Below are 18,490 nucleotides of genomic sequence, written 5' to 3'. Positions count from 1 at the left end.
GGCTAATCCTTTCTCAGGGCTTCCACCGGCTCCAGCATCGCCGCCTGACGCGCAGGATAAAAGCAGGCGAGCAGACCGCAGAGCGTCAGTGTTCCCATCGCAAGAGCAGCCGACCACGGCACGATTCTGGGCGGATCAAAGCCGATCTGGTTGTTGCCCATCAGTGCATGCAGTACGGCCATGAAGATCGCAGCCGCGGATATCCCCACGAAACCGCTGACGCCGGTCAGCACCAGCCCCTCCAACATGATCTGTCCCAGGATGCTGGTTCGAGTGGCTCCCAGTGCTTTCAGCAGACCGATCTCACGTGTACGTTCCGAGACCGTCACCAGCATGATGTTCACGATGCCGACAGCGCCGAGCGCAAGCGTCACGATGCCCACGCCACCGAGAAAGACATCCATCGCGGTAAAGATCTTTCCAACCGTCTGCTGACTCTTGATGGTGTCCCACTCTTCGATCGACTCCAGATCACCGGGGTCGAAGTTATGGTTCTCGGCGACGATCTTGTGGACTTCATCCTTCGCCAGCGCGTTATGTGTGGGATCGATCGGCTGATACTGAATGGAGGTGAGCGCGCCCTGGGCGATGTTATTGCCCTTGATGGGGAAGATGTCCTGCATCACGCTCAGCGGGATATAGACCTTCTGATTGTCGAAGTCGCGATTGCCGCGGCCGATCCACTGCGCTACACCGATCACCTGAAAGCGGTATCCATTGATGGTGATGAACTCTCCCAGGCCATTGCCGCCGTTCGGAAAGAGGAGCGTCTCACTCTTTTTGCCGATGATGGCGACCATGCGACGCTCTTTGATGTCCTGATCATTCAGGTAGCGGCCTTTGCCGAGCGGCAGGTTGCGCACGGTGTGATAGTTGGCTTCAATACCCATCACGGCGCCGCCGGCGCTCTGATACTGGCTCTGCTGTTTCAGATCACCGCGCTGAATAAACCCGGTAACATTGGCAACATCCGGCGCCTGGGTGCGAATCTCCGCCTCATCGGCGACAGTCAACTGGTAGGGACGGAGAGTGCCCTGATTGGAGAGCATGGTGCCTCCCCACATCATGATGATGTTCTCTCCCAGGCTCCTCAGTTGCCGCTGCTGTCCGGACCGGAATCCCTCGCCCATGCCGATAAGCAGCAGCAGGGACGCCACGCCCCAGGCGATACCGAACATCGTCAGGAATGAGCGCAGCTTATGCGCCCAGATGGCACGGAAGACTTGACCGACGATATCACCGAAGAAACCCATACGAAGGACGAATATCCTGATCTACGCAAAGACGGGTCCCAGAGTTCCGTAGCTTTAGACCGCAAGTTACAGATTCTTCGTCAGCATGGGGGCCATGGTGTCCGCTTCGACGCAAACCGACCGGCCAAGGCTCTCCAGAAGGCGGATTACAACCGCAACCGTTTCATTAGACGAAGCTTCTCCTCGAACGAGAGTAACGTCTTTCTCCGCCAGGCCACGAAGTGCGGCACAGCGTTCGGAACGGTAGGTGCAGCTTGCCAGATCGGTGATGCTGAGCGCGTCAGTGGGCGTACAGATGATGGTTTTCGGGGGAGCCATGCGGTCGATCAGCGAGAAGATCTCGAGCTTCGACTCCAACTCGTCGGGGACAAAATCGATGGCAATATCGGCCTCGCGCACCGCCGCCTCAACCGTGTTGGCCAGCTCGACATCAAGACCTGCCTGCTCGATCTGCTCCCCGGCGCGGCGCAGCTTGTGAGGCATTACGTCTTCAAGCACCGTGGAAAAACCGGCCCGGGCACACTCCAGGGCAAAGCTGGGGCCCAGCCGGCCGGCACCGATGACGGCAACGCGCAATGGCTGCACTTACTTTGCCTTGATGGCGGCCAGAACGGATTCGAAGCTCGGCTCCGACTTGGCGACGTGGTCCAGCAGACGCTGCCGTTCTTCGGCGTTCAGCGTCGGCAGCACAGCCAGAATCCGGCGCAAGGTAACAGCAATATCGTCGACATAGTTCATCGTGCGGATGGCTTCGCCGGACAGCGGCATAAGGTCACTTCTCCTGGTGAATCTTTCTCCACCAGAATACGTCAATCCTCGGTGCCTTGCTCTTCCGGTGGACCAAGAGCTTCAAGAGCTGGATCGACCCAGCCGTCGCGATCCGTCATCTCCATCAGCGCGGCAAGTTGAGAGGCAAAGTCTGGATGCAGTGCATCGGGCTCATACCGCCAGCTCCAGTTGCCGTCCGGCAGGGCCGGTGTGTTCATCCTGGCACTGCTGCCCAGGTGCAATACATCCTGCAGGGGAAGGATGCAGACGCGCGCCACGGATGCCTCTGCCGCCCGAATCATGGCCCACACCACCTGGGCCTCATGCGTAAAGGTTCCAAAATAGGTTTGCACGTTGCGGCGCTCTGCTTCGCTCGTGTTTTCAACCCACCAACCCAGCGTCGTATTGTTGTCGTGCGTCCCCGTATAGACGACCGCATTCTCTTCGTACAGGTGGGGCAGGTAGCTATGGGCTCCGCGATCACCGAAGCCGAACTGCAGAATCTTCATTCCCGGCATCTCGAACTTCATGCGCAGCGCCTCAACCTCCGGGGTAATCAACCCGAGGTCCTCCGCAACGAACGGAAGCATGCCCAACTCATGGCGCAATGTGGCAAACAATGCCTCGCCGGGAGCCTTGACCCACTGCCCGTTGATTGCCGTTTCATCTGCTGCAGGAACCGCCCAGTAGGCCTCGAATCCGCGGAAATGGTCCAGCCGGATCAGGTCATAGAGCTGCATGGAACGACGCACCCGGGCGACCCACCAGGAGAAACCATCCTGCCGCATCGCCTCCCAGTTGTAGAGCGGATTGCCCCACTTCTGCCCCGTCTCAGAGAAATAGTCCGGAGGAACACCGGCCACCTCCACCGGTCTGAGGTCGGCGTCGAGGGAGAACTGATCGGGGTGGGTCCAGACATCGGCGCTGTCGTAGTTCACGAAGATGGCGACATCTCCCATCACCTTCACATCGCGTGCATGGCAGTAGGCGAGCAGTTCTCCCCACTGCACCGCAAAGAAAAACTGGATAACCTGCTCGATTGCCAGTTCTCGCCTGCTCTCACGAAGCAGGCTTTCAAGAGCCTCCGGCTGCCGGGTCGCAAACTCCCTGGGCCAGTCACACCAGCAGGCATAGCCAAACCGGCGGCGCAGAACGGCATACATCACCCAGTCATTGAGCCAGCTCCGATGCTCTTCGCAAAAATACTCAAAACGTTGCCACTCATCCCCTTTGGGAGCGTCCAGAAAGTTCTGCGCGGCTTCCACCAGCAAGGCAAACTTTTCTGAGGCCGCGGCGAAGTTCACTGGTCCCTGCGCGGGGGGTAATCCCTGCAGCCGCTCGTGCGGTAACCAGCCGCCGTCAGCCAGCTTCTCCAGGCTGATCAGCAGCGGATTTCCCGCGAAGGCAGACAGGGCCGCATAGGGAGAATTGCCATAGCCAACCGGGCTGAGCGGCAACACCTGCCATAACCGCTGCTTCGCACTGTGCAGAAAATCAACGAAGGCAAAGGCAGCAGGGCCCATGTCACCGATACCACCCAGCGACGGAAGCGACGTGAGATGAAGAAGAATTCCTGAAACTCTACGAGACCTATCCACGCTCAATCAGATGCTCCCCCTTTTCATGATGACGCCTTATCGGATGAAATCCCAAACAAAAGCGAATGGCCGGGGAATTCCCGGCCATTCGGATAGTTAAAGATTGCGATTGGTTTACTGAAGTCCGGTCTGAGCCGCCTGTTTATTCAGCTTGATGGCGCCGGCCTTCTCATAGTCTTCCACCAGCTTGGTGACGTAGACCGAGAAGACCTCTTGGCGCTGCTGGTTCAGCATGGCGTCGCGGGTGCGGGAGAAGTTCTTGGCAATCTCCTCCGCCGTGGGCTCCTGCTTCTCAACCACAGCCAGCACAATGCCGTTGGCGCCGGTGTTGATAGGGCCGGAGATGCCGCCCTTTGGCAGATCGAATGCCGCCGAAGCGGGTCCGCTCATGCTACCGACGTCCGGAACGCTCCCGGTCGCATCCACCAGATCGCTGGTCTTGACCGTGACCTTCTCCTCCGCCGCGGCCTTCTTCAGATCGTTCAGCAGCTTGGCGCGATCGGCCAGAGCCTTCAGCTTCGCGTTCAGTAACTGCGGAACCTTATCTGCCTTGTAGTCATCGGCGACGTGCGACTTCCAGTCGGCGAACGTGGGTGCATGTGCCGCACGGATATCGTCAACCTGGAAGACGGCGAAACCTTCGCCGGTCGCCACGGAAACAGGAGCAGCGCCCTTGTTGGTAGAAAAGGCCTTGCTCAGCATCGACGAACCATCCGGAACTCCGGCGATCACACCGTCGGCCGTCAGGTAATCGGTCGTTTGAACTTTGAGACCATGTGCCGCAGCAGCACCAGCCAGTCCCTGCTTGGCAGCTTCCGCCGCAAGCTGGTTGGCAAAGTTCTGCATGGCGCCGCCCACCTTCTGCTGCTCCAGGATTGGACGAATGGTGTCCTTTACCTCGGCCAGCGGCTTGGTGCGCTCGTCCTGCTTCTCAGTCACCTGCAGGAAGTGATAGCCGAACTGCGTCTTGAAGACATCCGAGGTCTGGCCGACGGGCGTAGAGAACGACTGCTTCTCGAACTCGGGCACCATCTGTCCCTTGCGAACCATGCCCAGGTCGCCGCCGCGTTCCTTGCTGCCCGGATCGTCAGAGTTTTCCTTCGCCAGCTTGGCAAAGTCAGCGCCGGCCTTCACCTGCTTCTGCAGGCTCTCGGCCTTGGCCTTGGCAGCGGCATCGGTCTTGGCATCGGCGCCAGGAGGAACCGAGATAAGAATGTGACGTACCTTCACCTGCGGCTCAACCTTGTACTCGGCCAGGTGCTGGTTGTAGTAGTTCTGGATATCGGCGTCGGAGATCTCCGGACGTCCGCCCGGAAGGTTCGACACGTCGAACGCGACATAGCTCAGCTTGCGAGCCTCAGGAACGGCAGTGGCATAGCGAGCGGCGTTGGTCTTGAAGAAGGCCTCAAGCTCCGCATCGGTAGGGTTCAGGCTCTTCTTAATATCGTCGGCGCTGATCAACGCGTAGTCGAACTTCACCTTCAGACCCTGCTTGCGATATGCCTCACGAACCGCATTGTCGCTTACGGTCACGCCGCCGGTGATCGTCGACTGCAGGCGATCCAGCAGCAGACTGTCGCGCACATCCTTCTCGAAGTCCTGGACGGAGATGCCCTGCGACGTGATGAGCTGCTTGTACTTCTCTTCCCCGATAAAGTTGCCGCCCGGGAAGAAGATCTGGGCATAGCGGGTGCGAAGCTCGTTGCGGACATCGGCCTCGGTTACTTCCAGATGCAGCCGGGCCGCTTCCTGCTTCAGAACCGCACGCTGAATCAGGCCCTGAGCAACACGCTGCGCCATGAACGGCAGAGCGAAATCCGGCAGGCGCTGCGCCTGAAGCTGACGCTCCGCGATCGCGTTCACTTGGGTGGTGGGGATGTCTTCCGCCTGGCCAAAGCGGCCAAGGACTCCCGGCCGACGGACACTGGCATAGATCCCGCTGGTAGTCGCATCGTTGTCAAAGATGCCAGGGACCAGCGTAATGACCATGGTGACAACGGCAGCGCCGATGATAACGGCGAAGAGAGCTTTCGTGAGGCGATTGTCTTTTTGAAGAATGCGGATCATGCTTGGCGACTAAACCTTCACTTCACACGCGGCCTCTCGTCTGAGGCGCATTGCCCGGAATTTGCTACGCGCCGTCAGTCGGCATTTGGCAGGGCAAGCTACAAGTATAAATCAGGAAAAGACGCCCTTCCGGAGCAGCCCATTTCAGTACAACAGGCCGGTGGTTACCAGCCCCAGAACAATTGCCGCCACGTCTTCGGTCAGCGCAGCCGGCATATCCTTGCCGTAGACCTCGGCCATTTTTCCTCGAGCCCATGCCCAGAAGAGCGTACCGACAATTGCGCCCGCGACTCCCCCGCAGATTCCCAGGGCGAGAGAACCTCCCGCCACTCCCAGCACCATACCGCCGAAGGTCCCGGTGACGATCCGCGCGCCAAATTGCGGCGCTGTCTTGCGGCTGGGGGTAAAGGGAAGCTTATCCACAACCAGCTCGGCAATTCCTGCGGCCGAACAAACCCAAGGCGCCCACGCCGCCCCGAGAAACGCCAGGCTGGTGTGCTCCAGATGCAGCACGCCAAGCCGCGCCGCCCAACTCAGCATTAGCAGCGGCATTATGGTGCGCATGCCGGCAACGATTCCAATCCCAAACACTTGCAGCAGGAGCATGTCCCCTCCGTTAGGTCCTCAGTCAACATACCCCGACACCTCGGCGCGCTGCCGAATTACGCCACCGATCTATTAACCATGCAAGCCGTTCTTTACACAATTCCGGCGCCGGGGTGTCCCCTCGCAACGCTAGGCCATCATTCCTGACAAGCTCTCTAAACGAATTTGCCGATAACTCGATCAGTTCGCCGGTCTCAGTCCACCGTTCCTCAACCGCAGAATGCGGTCGCACCGTCCCGCAAACTCCAGGTTGTGTGTCACTAAAACCGAAGTCAGACCATGCGCCTTGTGCAGCCGCTGAATCAGGCTGAATACCACGTCTCCAGTTCTGTTATCCAGATCGCCCGTCGGCTCGTCGGCAAACAGCAGCCGAGGCTGTGTCACCAGTGCCCTGGCCAGCGAGACCCGCTGCTGCTCACCGCCCGAGAGCTCACCTGTGCGATGGCTGAAGCGATCTCCCAATTCCACCTCGGAGAGCCAGCGCCGAGCCGCCGAAATCGCCTCCGGCCGTGCTGTCCCGCGCGCCAGTAACGGCATGGCAACATTCTCTTCCGCAGTGAACTCCGGCAGCAGGTAGTGGAACTGCCACACGTACCCGATCTGCCGGTTGCGGAACTCCGCCTGTTCGCGCAGGCTAAGCTGGTCGACGCGGATTGCATCGAGGTACACCTCGCCGGCATCTGGTTTGTCCAACGCCGCCAACAGGTGCAGCAGCGACGACTTCCCCGCCCCCGATTCGCCCACAATAGCGACCATCTCGCCTTCCGCTACCTCGAAGGAGAGCTCGCGGAAGAGCTCCAGACGGCCCCGGCCCGTGGCATAGGACTTCGAAAGCCCACGAACATCAAGTAGGGCTTTACTCATATCGCAACGCCTCCGCCGGCAGCACCCGGGCTGCTGAGGTGGAAGGATAGAGTGTCGCCAGCAGCGAAACCCCCAGCGATACGGCTGAGACGAGAAGGCCATCCGTGATGCTGGGCGCAAACGGCAGATGATCAATCGAGTAAACCGATGCGTCGAGGGGGAACCGATAGTGGCCACCGAAGACGGAGAGTCCGTACCCAAGCACCAGGCCGATGGCGGTCCCCAGTACGCTGATCAACAGCCCCTGGAAGAGGAAGATTCGGCGTACCTGATCGGCACGGACACCGAAGCTCATCAGCACAGCGATATCTTTGGTCTTTTCCATCACCATCATGGTCAGAGCGATCAGAATATTGAGCGCGGCGACACACACGATAAGCCCGAGGACGATGAACGTCACAATCTGTTCCAGCTTCAACGCGCGGAAGAGCTCACGGTTCTGCTCCATCCAGTTGGTCGTCTGGAAGCCTGGCCCGGCGGCTGCCTCGATCTGGCGGCCGATCTCGTTAGCTTTATAGAGGTCATCCACTTTGAAGCTGATGACCGAGATCAGATCGGGCTCGGAGAACAGTCTCTGCGCATCAGCAAGCCGCATAAAGGTATAGGTGGAGTCGTACTGGTAGAAGCCGGAGTGGAAGATGCCGACAACCGAGTACCGCTGATACTTCGGTACGATCCCGATCGGCGTCAGACCTCCCTGCGGGCTGGTGACAAGCACCGTGTCCCCGACAGCAGCGCCGATGGTCTCCGCCAGGTCTTTGCCGATAACAATCGGCGGGACGGCTATCGGTCCCTGCTTCTCCAGCGCCGAAGCCGAGCCTTGATTCACCTGCTGCAACAGACCGCTGACGGTGCGCTCATCCGCAGGGATCACTCCTTTAATAAGGGCGCCTCCCGATTTCGCACCGCGGGAGACCAGCACCTGCCCATACAGTCCGGGAGCCGCCGCAGTGACATGCGGCAGTTTTTTCAAGCGCGCGAGCAGCGTCTGCCAGTCTGAGATGCCATCGGAGGCGATGCGCATCAGGTCCACGTGCGCCGTAGAGCTGAGCAAGCGATCCTGCAGGTCGCGTTGCATGCCGTTCGTAATAGCCAGAGCAATGATCAGCGACATCACACCAGCGGCGACACCGGCGACAGAGATCCCCGTAATGATGCCGATGACAGCCTGCCTCCGCTTGGCCCGCAGGTACCGCGCAGCAATAAAAAGCTCAAATCTCACGCGTTCGCCATCCATCCCAGCGTCTTACGCGCCAGCCGGTCAAACGCAAGAGCCGCCATCTCCAGATGTTCAGGTCGGGTGTCTTCGATCTTGTTGTGGCTGATGCCACGCAGCGATTGGACGAACATCATCACGGTTGGGATGCCGGCACGGCAGACCTCCGCTGCGTCGTGCAGCGGGCCAGAAGGCATATGGTGCGATGTTCCTGAGACCTCCCGAACCGCCTCATCACATAGGGCGATCAGCTCAGGATGAAACGGAATCGGTTCGATGTTCCAGATCTTCGACCATTCCACGGTGCAGCGCTCCTCCGCCGCAAACCGTTCGCTGGCGGCCTTGGCATCGGCATACATTCCTGCAAGGACATCGGCATTGAGATCGCGCTGATCCAGCGTCGCTTCACACCGGCCCACAACCGCCGTCACGATGCCCGGAAAAGTCTTCACGCTGCCCATAGTGCACACCGCATCCGCATGCCTGCCCGCAATGGAGCGAATCTCCAACGCCAGTTTGGCCGCAGCGGCCAGAGCATCGCGACGATCACCCATCGGCGTTGATCCCGAATGCGCCTCCTGCCCATGGAAGGTGATCGCATGCCGCTCGACACCTTTCGTCCCCAGCACGACACCAAGAGGCAGCCCAAGGCGCTCCAGCACCGGTCCTTGTTCGATATGCAGCTCGAGATATGCGGCGATGTCTCCGCGCTCGACCGAGGCGTCACCGATCTTTTCGACATCCACGCCACACTGCTGCAACGCATCTTCCAATGTAACGCCGTCACGATCCCGACGAACCCGATCGGCGCCGATCGTCTGTGTTCCGGCAAAGGCGGAAGAACCAAACAGACTGCGGCCAAAACGCGCGCCTTCTTCGTCTGCCCAATCGACCAGACGAACGGTAAACGGCGGCTTGCCATCGTAGTCTTCGTTGATACCCCGCAGGATCTCCAGGCCGCACAACACTCCGAGCGCGCCGTCGAGCCATCCACCGTTTGGAACGGAGTCCAGATGGCTGCCAAGGACCAGCGTCTTCTCACTCTTCCCTGGAAGCGTCACCCAATTATTGCCGGCGGCATCCAGATGCTGCGTTACGGGAAGCGCCTTCAGCTTCTCGTAAAACCATGTTCGCGCCTTCAACCATGTCGGTGTCCAGGCCACGCGTTGAGCTCCGTCCTCGTCTGAGGTCAGCGAGCGCAACTCTCGCAGGTCGGCAAGCATACGCTGCGGATTAATCGGCACGCGGCGGCTCCGGTTTCCGGCGCAGAAACTGACCTCGGCCGGTTGTCCCGACAAACTCCCCGTCGCGGACCTGCACCTGGCCGCGCACCATCACCAGGGAGGGCCGGCCATCGACCTCGAACCCTTCAAAACCGCTGTAGTCCGTGTTGGTCTTGTGTGTCCGGGCTGAAACCGTACCGCGATAGGCAGGGTCGTAGACGACCAGGTCAGCATCGCTCCCCAGGGCAATGGTTCCCTTCTTCGGATACAGCCCGAAGAGCTTTGCGGGCCTCGTGCTCAGGGCGTCCACAAACCTGTTCAAACCGAGACTCCCCCGGCTTACGCCATAGGTATAGATCAGCGGCACCCGCTCCTCCACGCCCGGAATGCCATTGGGAATCGCGGTGAACGCATCCTTCCCCATCAGCTTCTGTTCCGTCGTGAACGGACAGTGGTCGGTTCCAACCGTATCGACCTCACCTGCCGCCAAAGCTTCCCACAACGCCTGCTGGTTGTGTTTTTGCCGCAGCGGAGGTGACATGACATGTTTCATGCCCTCGACGCCCGGGCGCTCCGCCATGGTCTTATCGAGCAGAAAATGCGGCAGCACCGACTCGATGGAAACCTTGACGCCGCGCTTCTTTGCATCCGTTGCCGCTTTCAACGCAGGCACACATGAGAGATGGACAACATATCCGCGGGCTCCGGTCGTCTCCAGGAAGGTGCAGAAGCGTGTCGTCCCTTCCATCTCTACGACCTCAGGGCGGCTGGGCTCGTGCCACTCCGGTCCGGTTTTTCCTTCGGAGAGGAGCTTCTGTTGCAAACGCCCCACCAGCTCCGCGTTCTCGCAATGGGCGGTGACAATCACGCCTAGATCGTGCGCCAGCTTGAGTGTCTGGTACATCTCGTCGTCGGTTACGCCGAAGAAGTTCTTATAGGACAGGAAGATCTTGAAGCTCGTGGTTCCGTCGGCAACAATCTCCCGAAGCTGTGCCTCGGTTCCCCCGTCAAAGCGGCTAACCGCCATATGAAACGCATAGTCACACGCCGACTGACCTTCGGCCTTCGACTTCCAGAGCTTGTATCCTTCCAGCGCATCCTCACCGCGCGAGGGACAGCACATCTCAATCAGTGTCGTCGTCCCTCCCGTCAAAGCGGCGACAGAGGCGGTCCTGTAAGTATCCCGCGCGAAGGTCCCCATGAAGGGCAGATAGATATGGACATGAGGATCGATGAAGCCGGGAAAGACAAACTTTCCCGTACAGTCGATCACCTCCGTACCGGCAGGAACATCCAGCTTCTGCCCGATGCGGGCGATGGTTTCACCTTCGACATAGACGTCGGCGACATAGCGTTCAGTCGCCGTAACGATCTCACCGTTCTTCAGCAGAAGGCCCATGGTGGAACCATCTTTACACAAAGCAGGACCGGCAGACAGAAGAACGGTCCCGCCGAAGCAGGACCGTTCCGGGTAACGCGGCTGACCACCGTCAGAACTGAATTCTTCCTCCCATCTGCACCAGGCGGTTGAAGCCTATCTGCGAAGTAATGGTTCCAAAGCTGCCGCTGGTGATACTGCTTGATGCAGGAGCTGCAAGTTGCACGGTATTGAAGGCGTTCAGCGCCTCGGCGCGGAATTCGGCGGTGACACGCTCGGAGACATGGAACTTCTTATTCACCGAGATGTCGTTGTTGAAGTATCCCGGACCGAGACAAGGCAGAGTGCGAGGAACATTGCCGTAGGCATAAGCACCGGTCGTCATGAAGTCGCTGGCGTGCAGGCGCTGCAGCAGCGTGCCCCCGCTGCAGACGCTTTGCACCGTCGCGCCCGGAGCGAACGACGGACGTTGCGCACCGTAGCCTGCATCGGTGCTGGAACTGGTCTGGGTAACCGCCAGCGGCGAGCCGGACTGCAGAATCATCACATGGTTGTAGTTCCAGCCGCCGATCAACGCATCGAGGATACGATTCGTATTTGACAGGTACTGCCGGCCACGGCCGAAGGGCAGCTCATAGGTGCCATTGATAGTCGCGCGGCGCGGTGTCCCCGTGGTGGACCGTGCCCACTCCATGGCAAGATTTCCCGTGTCCTGCGGACCGGCGCCGCTGCTGGTCAACGAGCTGCTTGCTGCCCACAGATTGTCCCAGCTCGAGGCCCAGGTGTAGGTCGCCATCATCGTCAACCCTTTGTTGAAGCTCTTCTGCAGCTTCAGAGCCAGCGAGTTGTAGATCGTACCGCCGAGAGAAGAAGCATAGGTGATGTCCGTGAACTGAGCGAACGGCCGCAAGGCTTGTGCACGAGTAATCGTCGTACGATTCAAAATGCCGTTACCCCCCGCAGAGTAATAGGGATTGGTGACGGTCGCCGCCAGGCAGTTGGTGCATGCAGCGTTGTAGGAGCCGGCGGTTCCCACGGCATTGGCGCTCGAAGGAGCAACCGGACTGGTCGCGACTCCGGTAGATGGCCCAGCTACATATGGAAAACCAGCCGCCGCACGCGCAGCGCTGGAGAGTTGGTTGTAATTAAAGCTGTTGCTCAGGTTTCGTCCGTGAGCTCCCACATAGCCAACCTTCAGCGCAAAGCCCATCGGAAGTTCGTACTGCAGATCGGTCGAGTACTGATAGACCAGCGGTGAACGACGCAATGGGTCGATGAAGCTCAGGGAACCACCAATTCCGGCAGAGTATCCAAGAGAACTACCGGACGGAGTCAGAGCGCCGGCGCTATAAAGATTCTGAGGTGCATCCAGCGGATGCGATCCGGCAGGAAGCGCCGCCACTCCCGAGGGGCCGCTGTACGATCCGGTCGCGGCGAATCCCGGTGAGTAGGTCGTGGAAGGGCTGAAACTGGAGGGAGCGTAGAAGACACCGAATCCGGCGCGGAGCGTCATCTTCGGCAGCACACCATAGGCAAAGCCCACGCGCGGCGCCAGTTTGGCCGGGCTGTAGTTGCCCGTATAGCTCTTGTAACCGCTGACACCGGCGTATGAGACACCGCCGCGCAGATTGGTAAGAGAACCGTAGTTATACGTCGCCAGCGGATCAAGTCCGACCGTCAGCTTGTTCGCCACCTCATGGAAGCCTTGCTCGATCTCATAGCGAAGGCCCATGTTCAGTGTCAGCCGCTGACTCACGCGGAAGTCATCCTGGAAGTAAAGCGCATGATAGTGCGTGTTGAACTGAAATTTGCCAGGACTGACAGTCAGGCTCGCCGCGTTTGGCAGGCCCATCAGCAGGTCGGCGATATCCGATCCTGCTCTTCCGGTTGCCGTCGTCGGTGTGTTCGTCGAATTGGTATAGCCTCCGGTAAACGTGAATGAACCGCCGCCGGAGCCTGTGCTCCAGATGCTGTTCGAGATCGAACGGAAGACGTAGCCGGTCTTGAAGTTATGTTTTCCATACGCCTTCGAGATACCAGCCACAACGCTACGGGAGAAGTAATTCGAAGGCCCAGAGTCACTACCGCCCAGCACCGCGGTGGTCCCTCCGGAAGTCGTGATCGTCGGGAAAGTCTTCGAGGTTAACAAGCCGACATAAGCCGCCGGAAAGAGCTGCGTCTGGTCATAGCCGGTGTGGATGCGGTTGGTCTGGTTCGGAAAGCGGTTGAATCCCCATCCGATCGTCCCGATCATCGTGGGGCTTAGCTGCAAGGTACTGTTGACATTGATTGCGTCCACCTTGCGATAAAGCAAGGTCGATGTGGAGTACGGAATCTGGTAAGCGTTTCCGGAAGGCTCCTTCGAACCATAGTGCAGGTATGACACGGCTGCCGACCACCACCTGGTCACCTGGTGATCAAGTTTTGCACTGAACTCGTCCGCGCGATCCCCCAGGGTATCGGTACCAAAGGTATTGTTGCCGCCAAAGATCGCGGGCGTCGTTGTCGGCAGCGGCATGGCGGCGGCGATCTTCAGACCTGCAGGCGATAAATAGGAGCTCGGAATTTTCGCATTGGGAATGACGACCGTGCGATTCGCTCCGGTCGGCGCAGCATACGGATCGTAGAGCGTGATGCCGCTTTGGCTGAAATCACCCATACGCTCCAATGCGGTCGGAAACTTGCCTCCGGAGTTGCCCGAGGTGAGCGGAGACCGCTGACGGTAGCCTTCTTCCGCGATCCAGAAAAAGGTTCTGTCTTTCCCGTTATAGAGCCAGGGGATACGAACCGGACCTCCGATCGCCCCGACGTAGCTGTACCACTCGGAGGCGCCCCTGGGAGTTTGCGGCGACAGGTTTACGCCATTCACAACGTACGGGGTGCGGTTGTACTGCCAGCTATTGGCGGTCCAGTTGGTCTGTCGCGTCAGCCCCTGCAGCGTGCCATGCAGAGCATTCGTGCCGGAACGCAGTGAAGTGTTGAAGACACCACCGCCGGTCCGCCCCATCTCGGCGTCAAAGGTATTCGCCTGGATCTTCATCTCTCCGGTCGCTTCCAGTGACGGGATGATGACAGCCCGGTTGGTCGAATCCGTGATCGGAATGCCATCCAGCAGATAGTTATTGGTCCCCGTCGGTCCGCCGGCGATCGATAACTGAGAGGACCCGGACTGGTCCTGGAAGCGGACAAATCGAGGGTCCCCGGTAAAGGTCACATTGTTATCGAGCTTGGCAAACAGGAATGGGTTACGTCCCATGTTCGGTAGCGTCTGCAGCTTCTGCTGATCGAAGGTCTGCCCATTCGAGGCGGACGCCGTGTCGATCATGGGAATATCGGCGGTGACTTCCACCATCTGGTCAGCGGAGCCGGCCTTCATTGCCATGTCGACGGTAGTCGTTACGCCGATGGTGACGCTGACGTGTGTCTGTGTCAGTTTGGTAAATCCCGGAGCCACGATCGTCACCGCGTAGCTACCGGGATCCACGGCTGTAAAGGTGTATTCGCCGGCGCTGGTGGTTACGGCAGTACGCGAGATTCGGGTTCCCTCATCGGTGAGGTTTACGATCGCACCAGAGATGACGGCTCCCGTGGGATCGGTCGCCAGACCGCGGACACCGCCATAGTTGGTCTGCGCGCGCAACGCGGAGACGTGGAGCAACAAGACGAAGATCGCAACGAGGGCACGGAGTCGAAACAGATGAGCAATCACGGAATCCTCCTGGAAGAGCGGTAGAGACACGTCTGCTCGCGCCCGTGACCGCCCAAAACGGCAGGACAGGACGTTCAGACGCACTTCAGCGAAAGCGTGAAAACCGGCTTCTTCTCGACCGCGGCGGCCAGAGACACCACGGGAAGAAGGTGCGAGCCCTCACACAAAAGACTTCGGTTGTACTGATAAAACGAGGAACTGCTTACACTGCCTGGGACTGACGATCGACTTCACCCTGCTCCTCACGGAGTACGGGCTCACTTCGGTACAGCGTCACAACAGTCCGGGTTATACCCCGGCAACAGCTCGTAGCGCCCGTGGAAGACACCTCACCAGAAAAGCGAAATGCACTTTCTCAGGAACCCTTTTGTTTGCGGTATGTCGAGATGTTGCCATCGCCATGAATTTTCTGTCAAATCAAAAGTCAAACCTGCCATTCATCACGTTCGGGGTGAAATCTGCGTCCATATCTATATCCGCGGAGTTTTCCTGAGTTGGGAATGTGTCGGAACTTTGGGTTAGATACCCGGATTTTCACAGTAGATGGTGCAGCCGTTTACTGGTATGGTGGGCGGTAAGTTGCCATCCAGTAGGGTTTTAGGCAAGCGGCTACACTACTGGGAGTAGTAGATATGGGCGGTGTTCCGGCGTTTGAGCGGCACCCAACCTGAGTGTCACCGCATCAAATACTTGATTCGGTGACGGTCTGAAGTACCGAAGGCACCGCGAATCTCCGGCGGATCAACTGCCGGGATGTCCGGTGGGCTGCAGGGGGAACATGTTCGAACGGTATACGGAGAAAGCACGGCGGGTGATCTTCTTCGCCCGGTACGAGGCCAGTCAGTTTGGGTCACCTTATATTGAAACGGAGCACCTGTTGCTGGGTTTGCTCCGCGAAGATAAGGCGCTGACGAACCGTTTTCTGCGGTCGCACGCCTCAGTTGAATCGATTCGCAAACAGATTGAAGGACATACGACGATTCGGGAGAAGGTCTCGACCTCGGTCGACCTGCCCCTTTCCAATGAATGCAAGCGGGTTCTGGCCTACGCTGCCGAAGAGGCAGAGCGTCTGAGCCACAAGCACATCGGCACGGAGCACCTGTTACTGGGCCTGCTCCGCGAAGAGAAGTGCTTCGCCGCGGAGATTCTGCAGGAGCGCGGCTTGCGCCTGCCCGCTATCCGCGAGGAACTGCAGCGCACCACCCAGGAGAAGCCTCAGCAGCGTCAGCAGCAGCAGCGCGAGCAATCCATGCTCGCCGAGTTTTCCCGCGACCTGACCCAGGCCGCCATGGATGCCCAGCTCGATCCGCTGGTCGGCCGTGACGCCGAGGTCGACCGCGTCATCCAGATCCTCTGCCGCCGCACCAAGAACAACCCGGTCCTGATCGGTGAACCCGGTGTCGGTAAGACCGCCATCGTTGAGGGCCTGGCCCAGAAGATCGCCGACGGCGACGTGCCCAGCTTCCTGGCGGACAAACGCGTCCTGTCTCTTGATCTCTCACTCATCGTCGCCGGCACCAAGTACCGTGGCCAGTTTGAAGAGCGCCTGAAGACCATCATGAAGGAGTTGATGGAGAATCAGAACTCAATCGTGTTCATCGATGAGTTGCACACGCTGGTAGGCGCCGGATCGGCCGAGGGCTCGCTCGACGCCGCCAACATCCTGAAGCCGGCGCTCTCCCGTGGCGAGATTCAGTGCATCGGCGCCACCACGCCCGCTGAGTATCGCAAGTCGATCGAAAAGGACCGTTCACTCGAGCGCCGTTTCCAGGCCGTTAAGGTTCCGCCACCGAACGAGGAAGATGCCATAAAGATCATCATGGGCATCAAGGAGCGCTACGAGAAGTTCCACGCCGTCAGCTACACCGACGACGCGATCTCCTTCTCCGTCTCACACTCGAACCGCTATATTCCCGATCGCTTCCTTCCCGATAAGGCCATCGACCTGATCGACGAAGCCGGCGCACGCGTGAAGCTGAAGCAGACCTCCCTGCCCGATGAGATTACGGAGGTGCAGAAGCGAATCAAGTTCATCGTGCACCGGATGGAGAATGCGATCGCGAACCACGAGTTCGAGAAGGCGCGCTTCTACTCCGACGAAGAACGCAAGGAGCGTGAGAACCTCCGCACGCTGCGCGACAAGTACCACCTTGATGATTCGTCCTCGGGCATCGTCACCCGCGAAGATATCGAGGATGTCGTCAGCCGCTGGACCGGGGTACCGATCACGGCCATCAAGGAAGAAGAGACGCAGAAGCTGCTGCGTGTCGAGCAGGAACTGCACAAGCGGGTTATCTCGCAGGAGAAGGCCATCAGCGCCCTCGCCCGCGCGATCCGCCGCTCGCGTGCCGGTTTGAAGAACCCGGGACGGCCTATCGGAAGCTTCCTCTTCCTGGGACCAACCGGTGTCGGCAAGACCGAAATGGCGCGCACTCTGGCGCAGTTCCTCTTCGGCAGCGAGAAGTCGTTGATCCGGTTCGATATGTCGGAGTTCATGGAGAAGCACTCGGTATCAAAGCTGATCGGTTCGCCTCCGGGATACGTGGGATACGAGGAGGGCGGCCAACTCACCGAGCGGGTGAAGCGTTCGCCTTACTCTGTCGTCCTTCTCGACGAAATCGAAAAGGCTCATCCGGACGTCTTCAATCTGCTGCTGCAGGTCTTTGAAGACGGCCAGTTGACCGACGGTCTCGGCAATACGGTCGACTTCAAGAACACGATCCTCATCATGACGTCGAACATCGGCGCCAAGCACCTGATGAAGCGCGAGGGACTTGGCTTCCAGTCGAGCAAGGAAGATATCGTGCTCGAAAAGATGGAAGAGCTGGTGAAGGGCGAGGTGAAGCGGACCTTCAACCCCGAGTTCCTCAATCGTCTGGACGAGATCATCGTCTTCACGGCGCTCAGCGACAGCGACCTGATGCAGATCCTGGAGCTCCTGGTGCAGCAGTTGAACGCCAATCTGGTACACAAGGCGATCACGATCTCGGTCAACGACGAAGCGAAGAAGTGGATTCTCGACAAGACGCTGACCGACCGCACCTACGGTGCGCGTCCTCTGCGCCGCGCGCTGCAGCGCTATATCGAGGACCCGCTCTCCGAGGCGCTGATCGCAGGCAACATCGTCATGCGGCCCGCATTCCTCGAGGTTTACCTCGAAGGCGAGAAGCTCTTCTATCGTCCGGTTTCCTCGGAAGGCGAAGAGAAGCTTGCCGGCGCGGCTCTCTCAATCCTGTAACCTGCATTCCAATCACAAAAGCCCCGGAATCATCCGGGGCTTTTTGCTTTCTGATAGAGCACGGGCACCCAATTTAGAGGCGGACAAAATCGGGTACTCCATCCATCGCATCGCGATGGGTGGTCCCGGTGATGCAGGGCTCTGCGTCACCGGAGATCGTCGTACGTGGCGAACGCAGGCGAGACTCGAGTCTCCTATTTTGTAGTGACCGTCGGCCCGCCGGAATAACAAAACCCCGGTGAAGACCCGGGGTCCTGCCATCAGAGTAGTTTTTTACATTAGCGTCTGGACAGACTTGACCGCCGCATTGACCGCATCGCCCGCCGTATCGATGGCATCTTCCACCTGCGAACGAGTCTTCTTGTAGAGCCGCTGCGACTCTTTCGCTACCTTATCGGCGCGCTCCTTCAAATAGTCCGCGGCATCCTCAATATAGTCTCCGGCATCGTCGATGCCTTTCCTCAGTTGACGGCGGGTACGTTCGCCGGACTGCGGAGCATACAGCAGCGCCACCGTCGCGCCGGCAACAACGCCGATTCCAAATGCGATCCAGATTCCTCTAGCGCTCAT

General features: G+C 59.2%; 13 protein-coding genes. 1 reads left to right on the top strand and 12 read right to left on the bottom strand.

Features of this window, described 5'->3' with window-relative positions; all coding sequences use genetic code 11:
- Positions 1-2 precede the first annotated feature (2 nt).
- The 11 genes from OHL21_RS03645 to OHL21_RS03590 form a co-directional block, all read right to left on the bottom strand.
- Positions 3-1,253: an ABC transporter permease gene (locus OHL21_RS03645; protein WP_263415881.1), complete on the bottom strand. Its 1,251-nt coding sequence runs from the start codon at positions 1,251-1,253 to the stop codon at positions 3-5.
- A gap of 66 nt (positions 1,254-1,319) precedes the next feature.
- Positions 1,320-1,838, bottom strand: coding sequence for a 3-hydroxyacyl-CoA dehydrogenase NAD-binding domain-containing protein (locus tag OHL21_RS03640; RefSeq protein WP_263415880.1), 519 nt, complete (start codon positions 1,836-1,838; stop codon positions 1,320-1,322).
- Entirely contained in the window at positions 1,839-2,021 is a 183-nt protein-coding gene (locus OHL21_RS03635) for a hypothetical protein (RefSeq protein ID WP_263415879.1), read from the bottom strand.
- A gap of 41 nt (positions 2,022-2,062) precedes the next feature.
- A complete protein-coding gene (gene malQ / locus OHL21_RS03630) occupies positions 2,063-3,619 on the bottom strand; it encodes a 4-alpha-glucanotransferase (protein ID WP_317889957.1) in 1,557 nt (518 codons plus the stop codon).
- 114 nt (positions 3,620-3,733) lie between these two features.
- A complete protein-coding gene (locus tag OHL21_RS24425; RefSeq protein WP_399257182.1) occupies positions 3,734-5,686 on the bottom strand; it encodes a peptidylprolyl isomerase in 1,953 nt (650 codons plus the stop codon).
- Between the two features lie 144 nt (positions 5,687-5,830).
- On the bottom strand, positions 5,831-6,292 hold the full coding sequence (locus OHL21_RS03615; protein WP_263415877.1) for a DUF4126 family protein: 462 nt from the start codon (positions 6,290-6,292) through the stop codon (positions 5,831-5,833).
- Positions 6,293-6,472: 180 nt separating this feature from the next.
- A complete protein-coding gene (locus OHL21_RS03610; protein WP_263415876.1) occupies positions 6,473-7,156 on the bottom strand; it encodes an ABC transporter ATP-binding protein in 684 nt (227 codons plus the stop codon).
- A complete protein-coding gene (locus OHL21_RS03605; protein ID WP_263415875.1) occupies positions 7,149-8,378 on the bottom strand; it encodes an ABC transporter permease in 1,230 nt (409 codons plus the stop codon). The genes OHL21_RS03610 and OHL21_RS03605 overlap by 8 nt, the downstream gene beginning before the upstream one ends.
- Positions 8,375-9,616, bottom strand: a complete 1,242-nt coding sequence (locus OHL21_RS03600) for a Zn-dependent hydrolase (RefSeq protein WP_263415874.1) — start codon at positions 9,614-9,616, stop codon at positions 8,375-8,377. Before OHL21_RS03600 ends, OHL21_RS03605 begins: the two co-directional genes overlap by 4 nt.
- Entirely contained in the window at positions 9,606-10,994 is a 1,389-nt protein-coding gene (hydA, locus tag OHL21_RS03595) for a dihydropyrimidinase (protein ID WP_263415873.1), read from the bottom strand. The genes OHL21_RS03600 and hydA overlap by 11 nt, the downstream gene beginning before the upstream one ends.
- A gap of 91 nt (positions 10,995-11,085) precedes the next feature.
- The gene (locus OHL21_RS03590; RefSeq protein WP_263415872.1) at positions 11,086-14,682 is read right to left on the bottom strand and encodes a carboxypeptidase-like regulatory domain-containing protein; all 3,597 of its coding nucleotides are present in this window, start codon (positions 14,680-14,682) and stop codon (positions 11,086-11,088) included.
- Between the two features lie 778 nt (positions 14,683-15,460).
- Between OHL21_RS03590 and OHL21_RS03585 the strand changes: the two genes are divergently transcribed.
- Positions 15,461-17,920 carry an ATP-dependent Clp protease ATP-binding subunit gene (locus OHL21_RS03585; protein ID WP_263415871.1) on the top strand — a complete coding sequence of 820 codons (2,460 nt, stop codon included), beginning with the start codon at positions 15,461-15,463 and terminating at the stop codon, positions 17,918-17,920.
- Between the two features lie 273 nt (positions 17,921-18,193).
- Here OHL21_RS03585 and OHL21_RS03580 read toward each other — a convergent pair whose 3' ends face one another.
- Positions 18,194-18,490 (bottom strand): YtxH domain-containing protein, encoded by a 297-nt coding sequence (locus OHL21_RS03580; RefSeq protein ID WP_263415870.1) that lies wholly within the window; start codon positions 18,488-18,490, stop codon positions 18,194-18,196.

It is taken from the genome of Terriglobus albidus (assembly GCF_025685425.1).
Classification (GTDB): Bacteria; Acidobacteriota; Terriglobia; order Terriglobales; family Acidobacteriaceae; genus Terriglobus; species Terriglobus albidus.
This window is presented reverse-complemented; position numbering and strand designations above follow the sequence as displayed.

What these genes read in the sequence shown, in the direction of transcription:
- OHL21_RS03635 (WP_263415879.1), bottom strand. Translation starts at nt 2,021, where the DNA reads ATGCCGCTGTCCGGCGAAGCCATCCGCACGATGAACTATGTCGACGAT.
- OHL21_RS03585 (WP_263415871.1), top strand. Translation starts at nt 15,461, where the DNA reads ATGTTCGAACGGTATACGGAGAAAGCACGGCGGGTGATCTTCTTCGCC.
- hydA (WP_263415873.1), bottom strand. Translation starts at nt 10,994, where the DNA reads ATGGGCCTTCTGCTGAAGAACGGTGAGATCGTTACGGCGACTGAACGC.
- OHL21_RS24425 (WP_399257182.1), bottom strand. Translation starts at nt 5,686, where the DNA reads ATGATCCGCATTCTTCAAAAAGACAATCGCCTCACGAAAGCTCTCTTC.
- OHL21_RS03645 (WP_263415881.1), bottom strand. Translation starts at nt 1,253, where the DNA reads ATGGGTTTCTTCGGTGATATCGTCGGTCAAGTCTTCCGTGCCATCTGG.
- OHL21_RS03610 (WP_263415876.1), bottom strand. Translation starts at nt 7,156, where the DNA reads ATGAGTAAAGCCCTACTTGATGTTCGTGGGCTTTCGAAGTCCTATGCC.
- OHL21_RS03580 (WP_263415870.1), bottom strand. Translation starts at nt 18,490, where the DNA reads ATGAGCGCTAGAGGAATCTGGATCGCATTTGGAATCGGCGTTGTTGCC.
- OHL21_RS03615 (WP_263415877.1), bottom strand. Translation starts at nt 6,292, where the DNA reads ATGCTCCTGCTGCAAGTGTTTGGGATTGGAATCGTTGCCGGCATGCGC.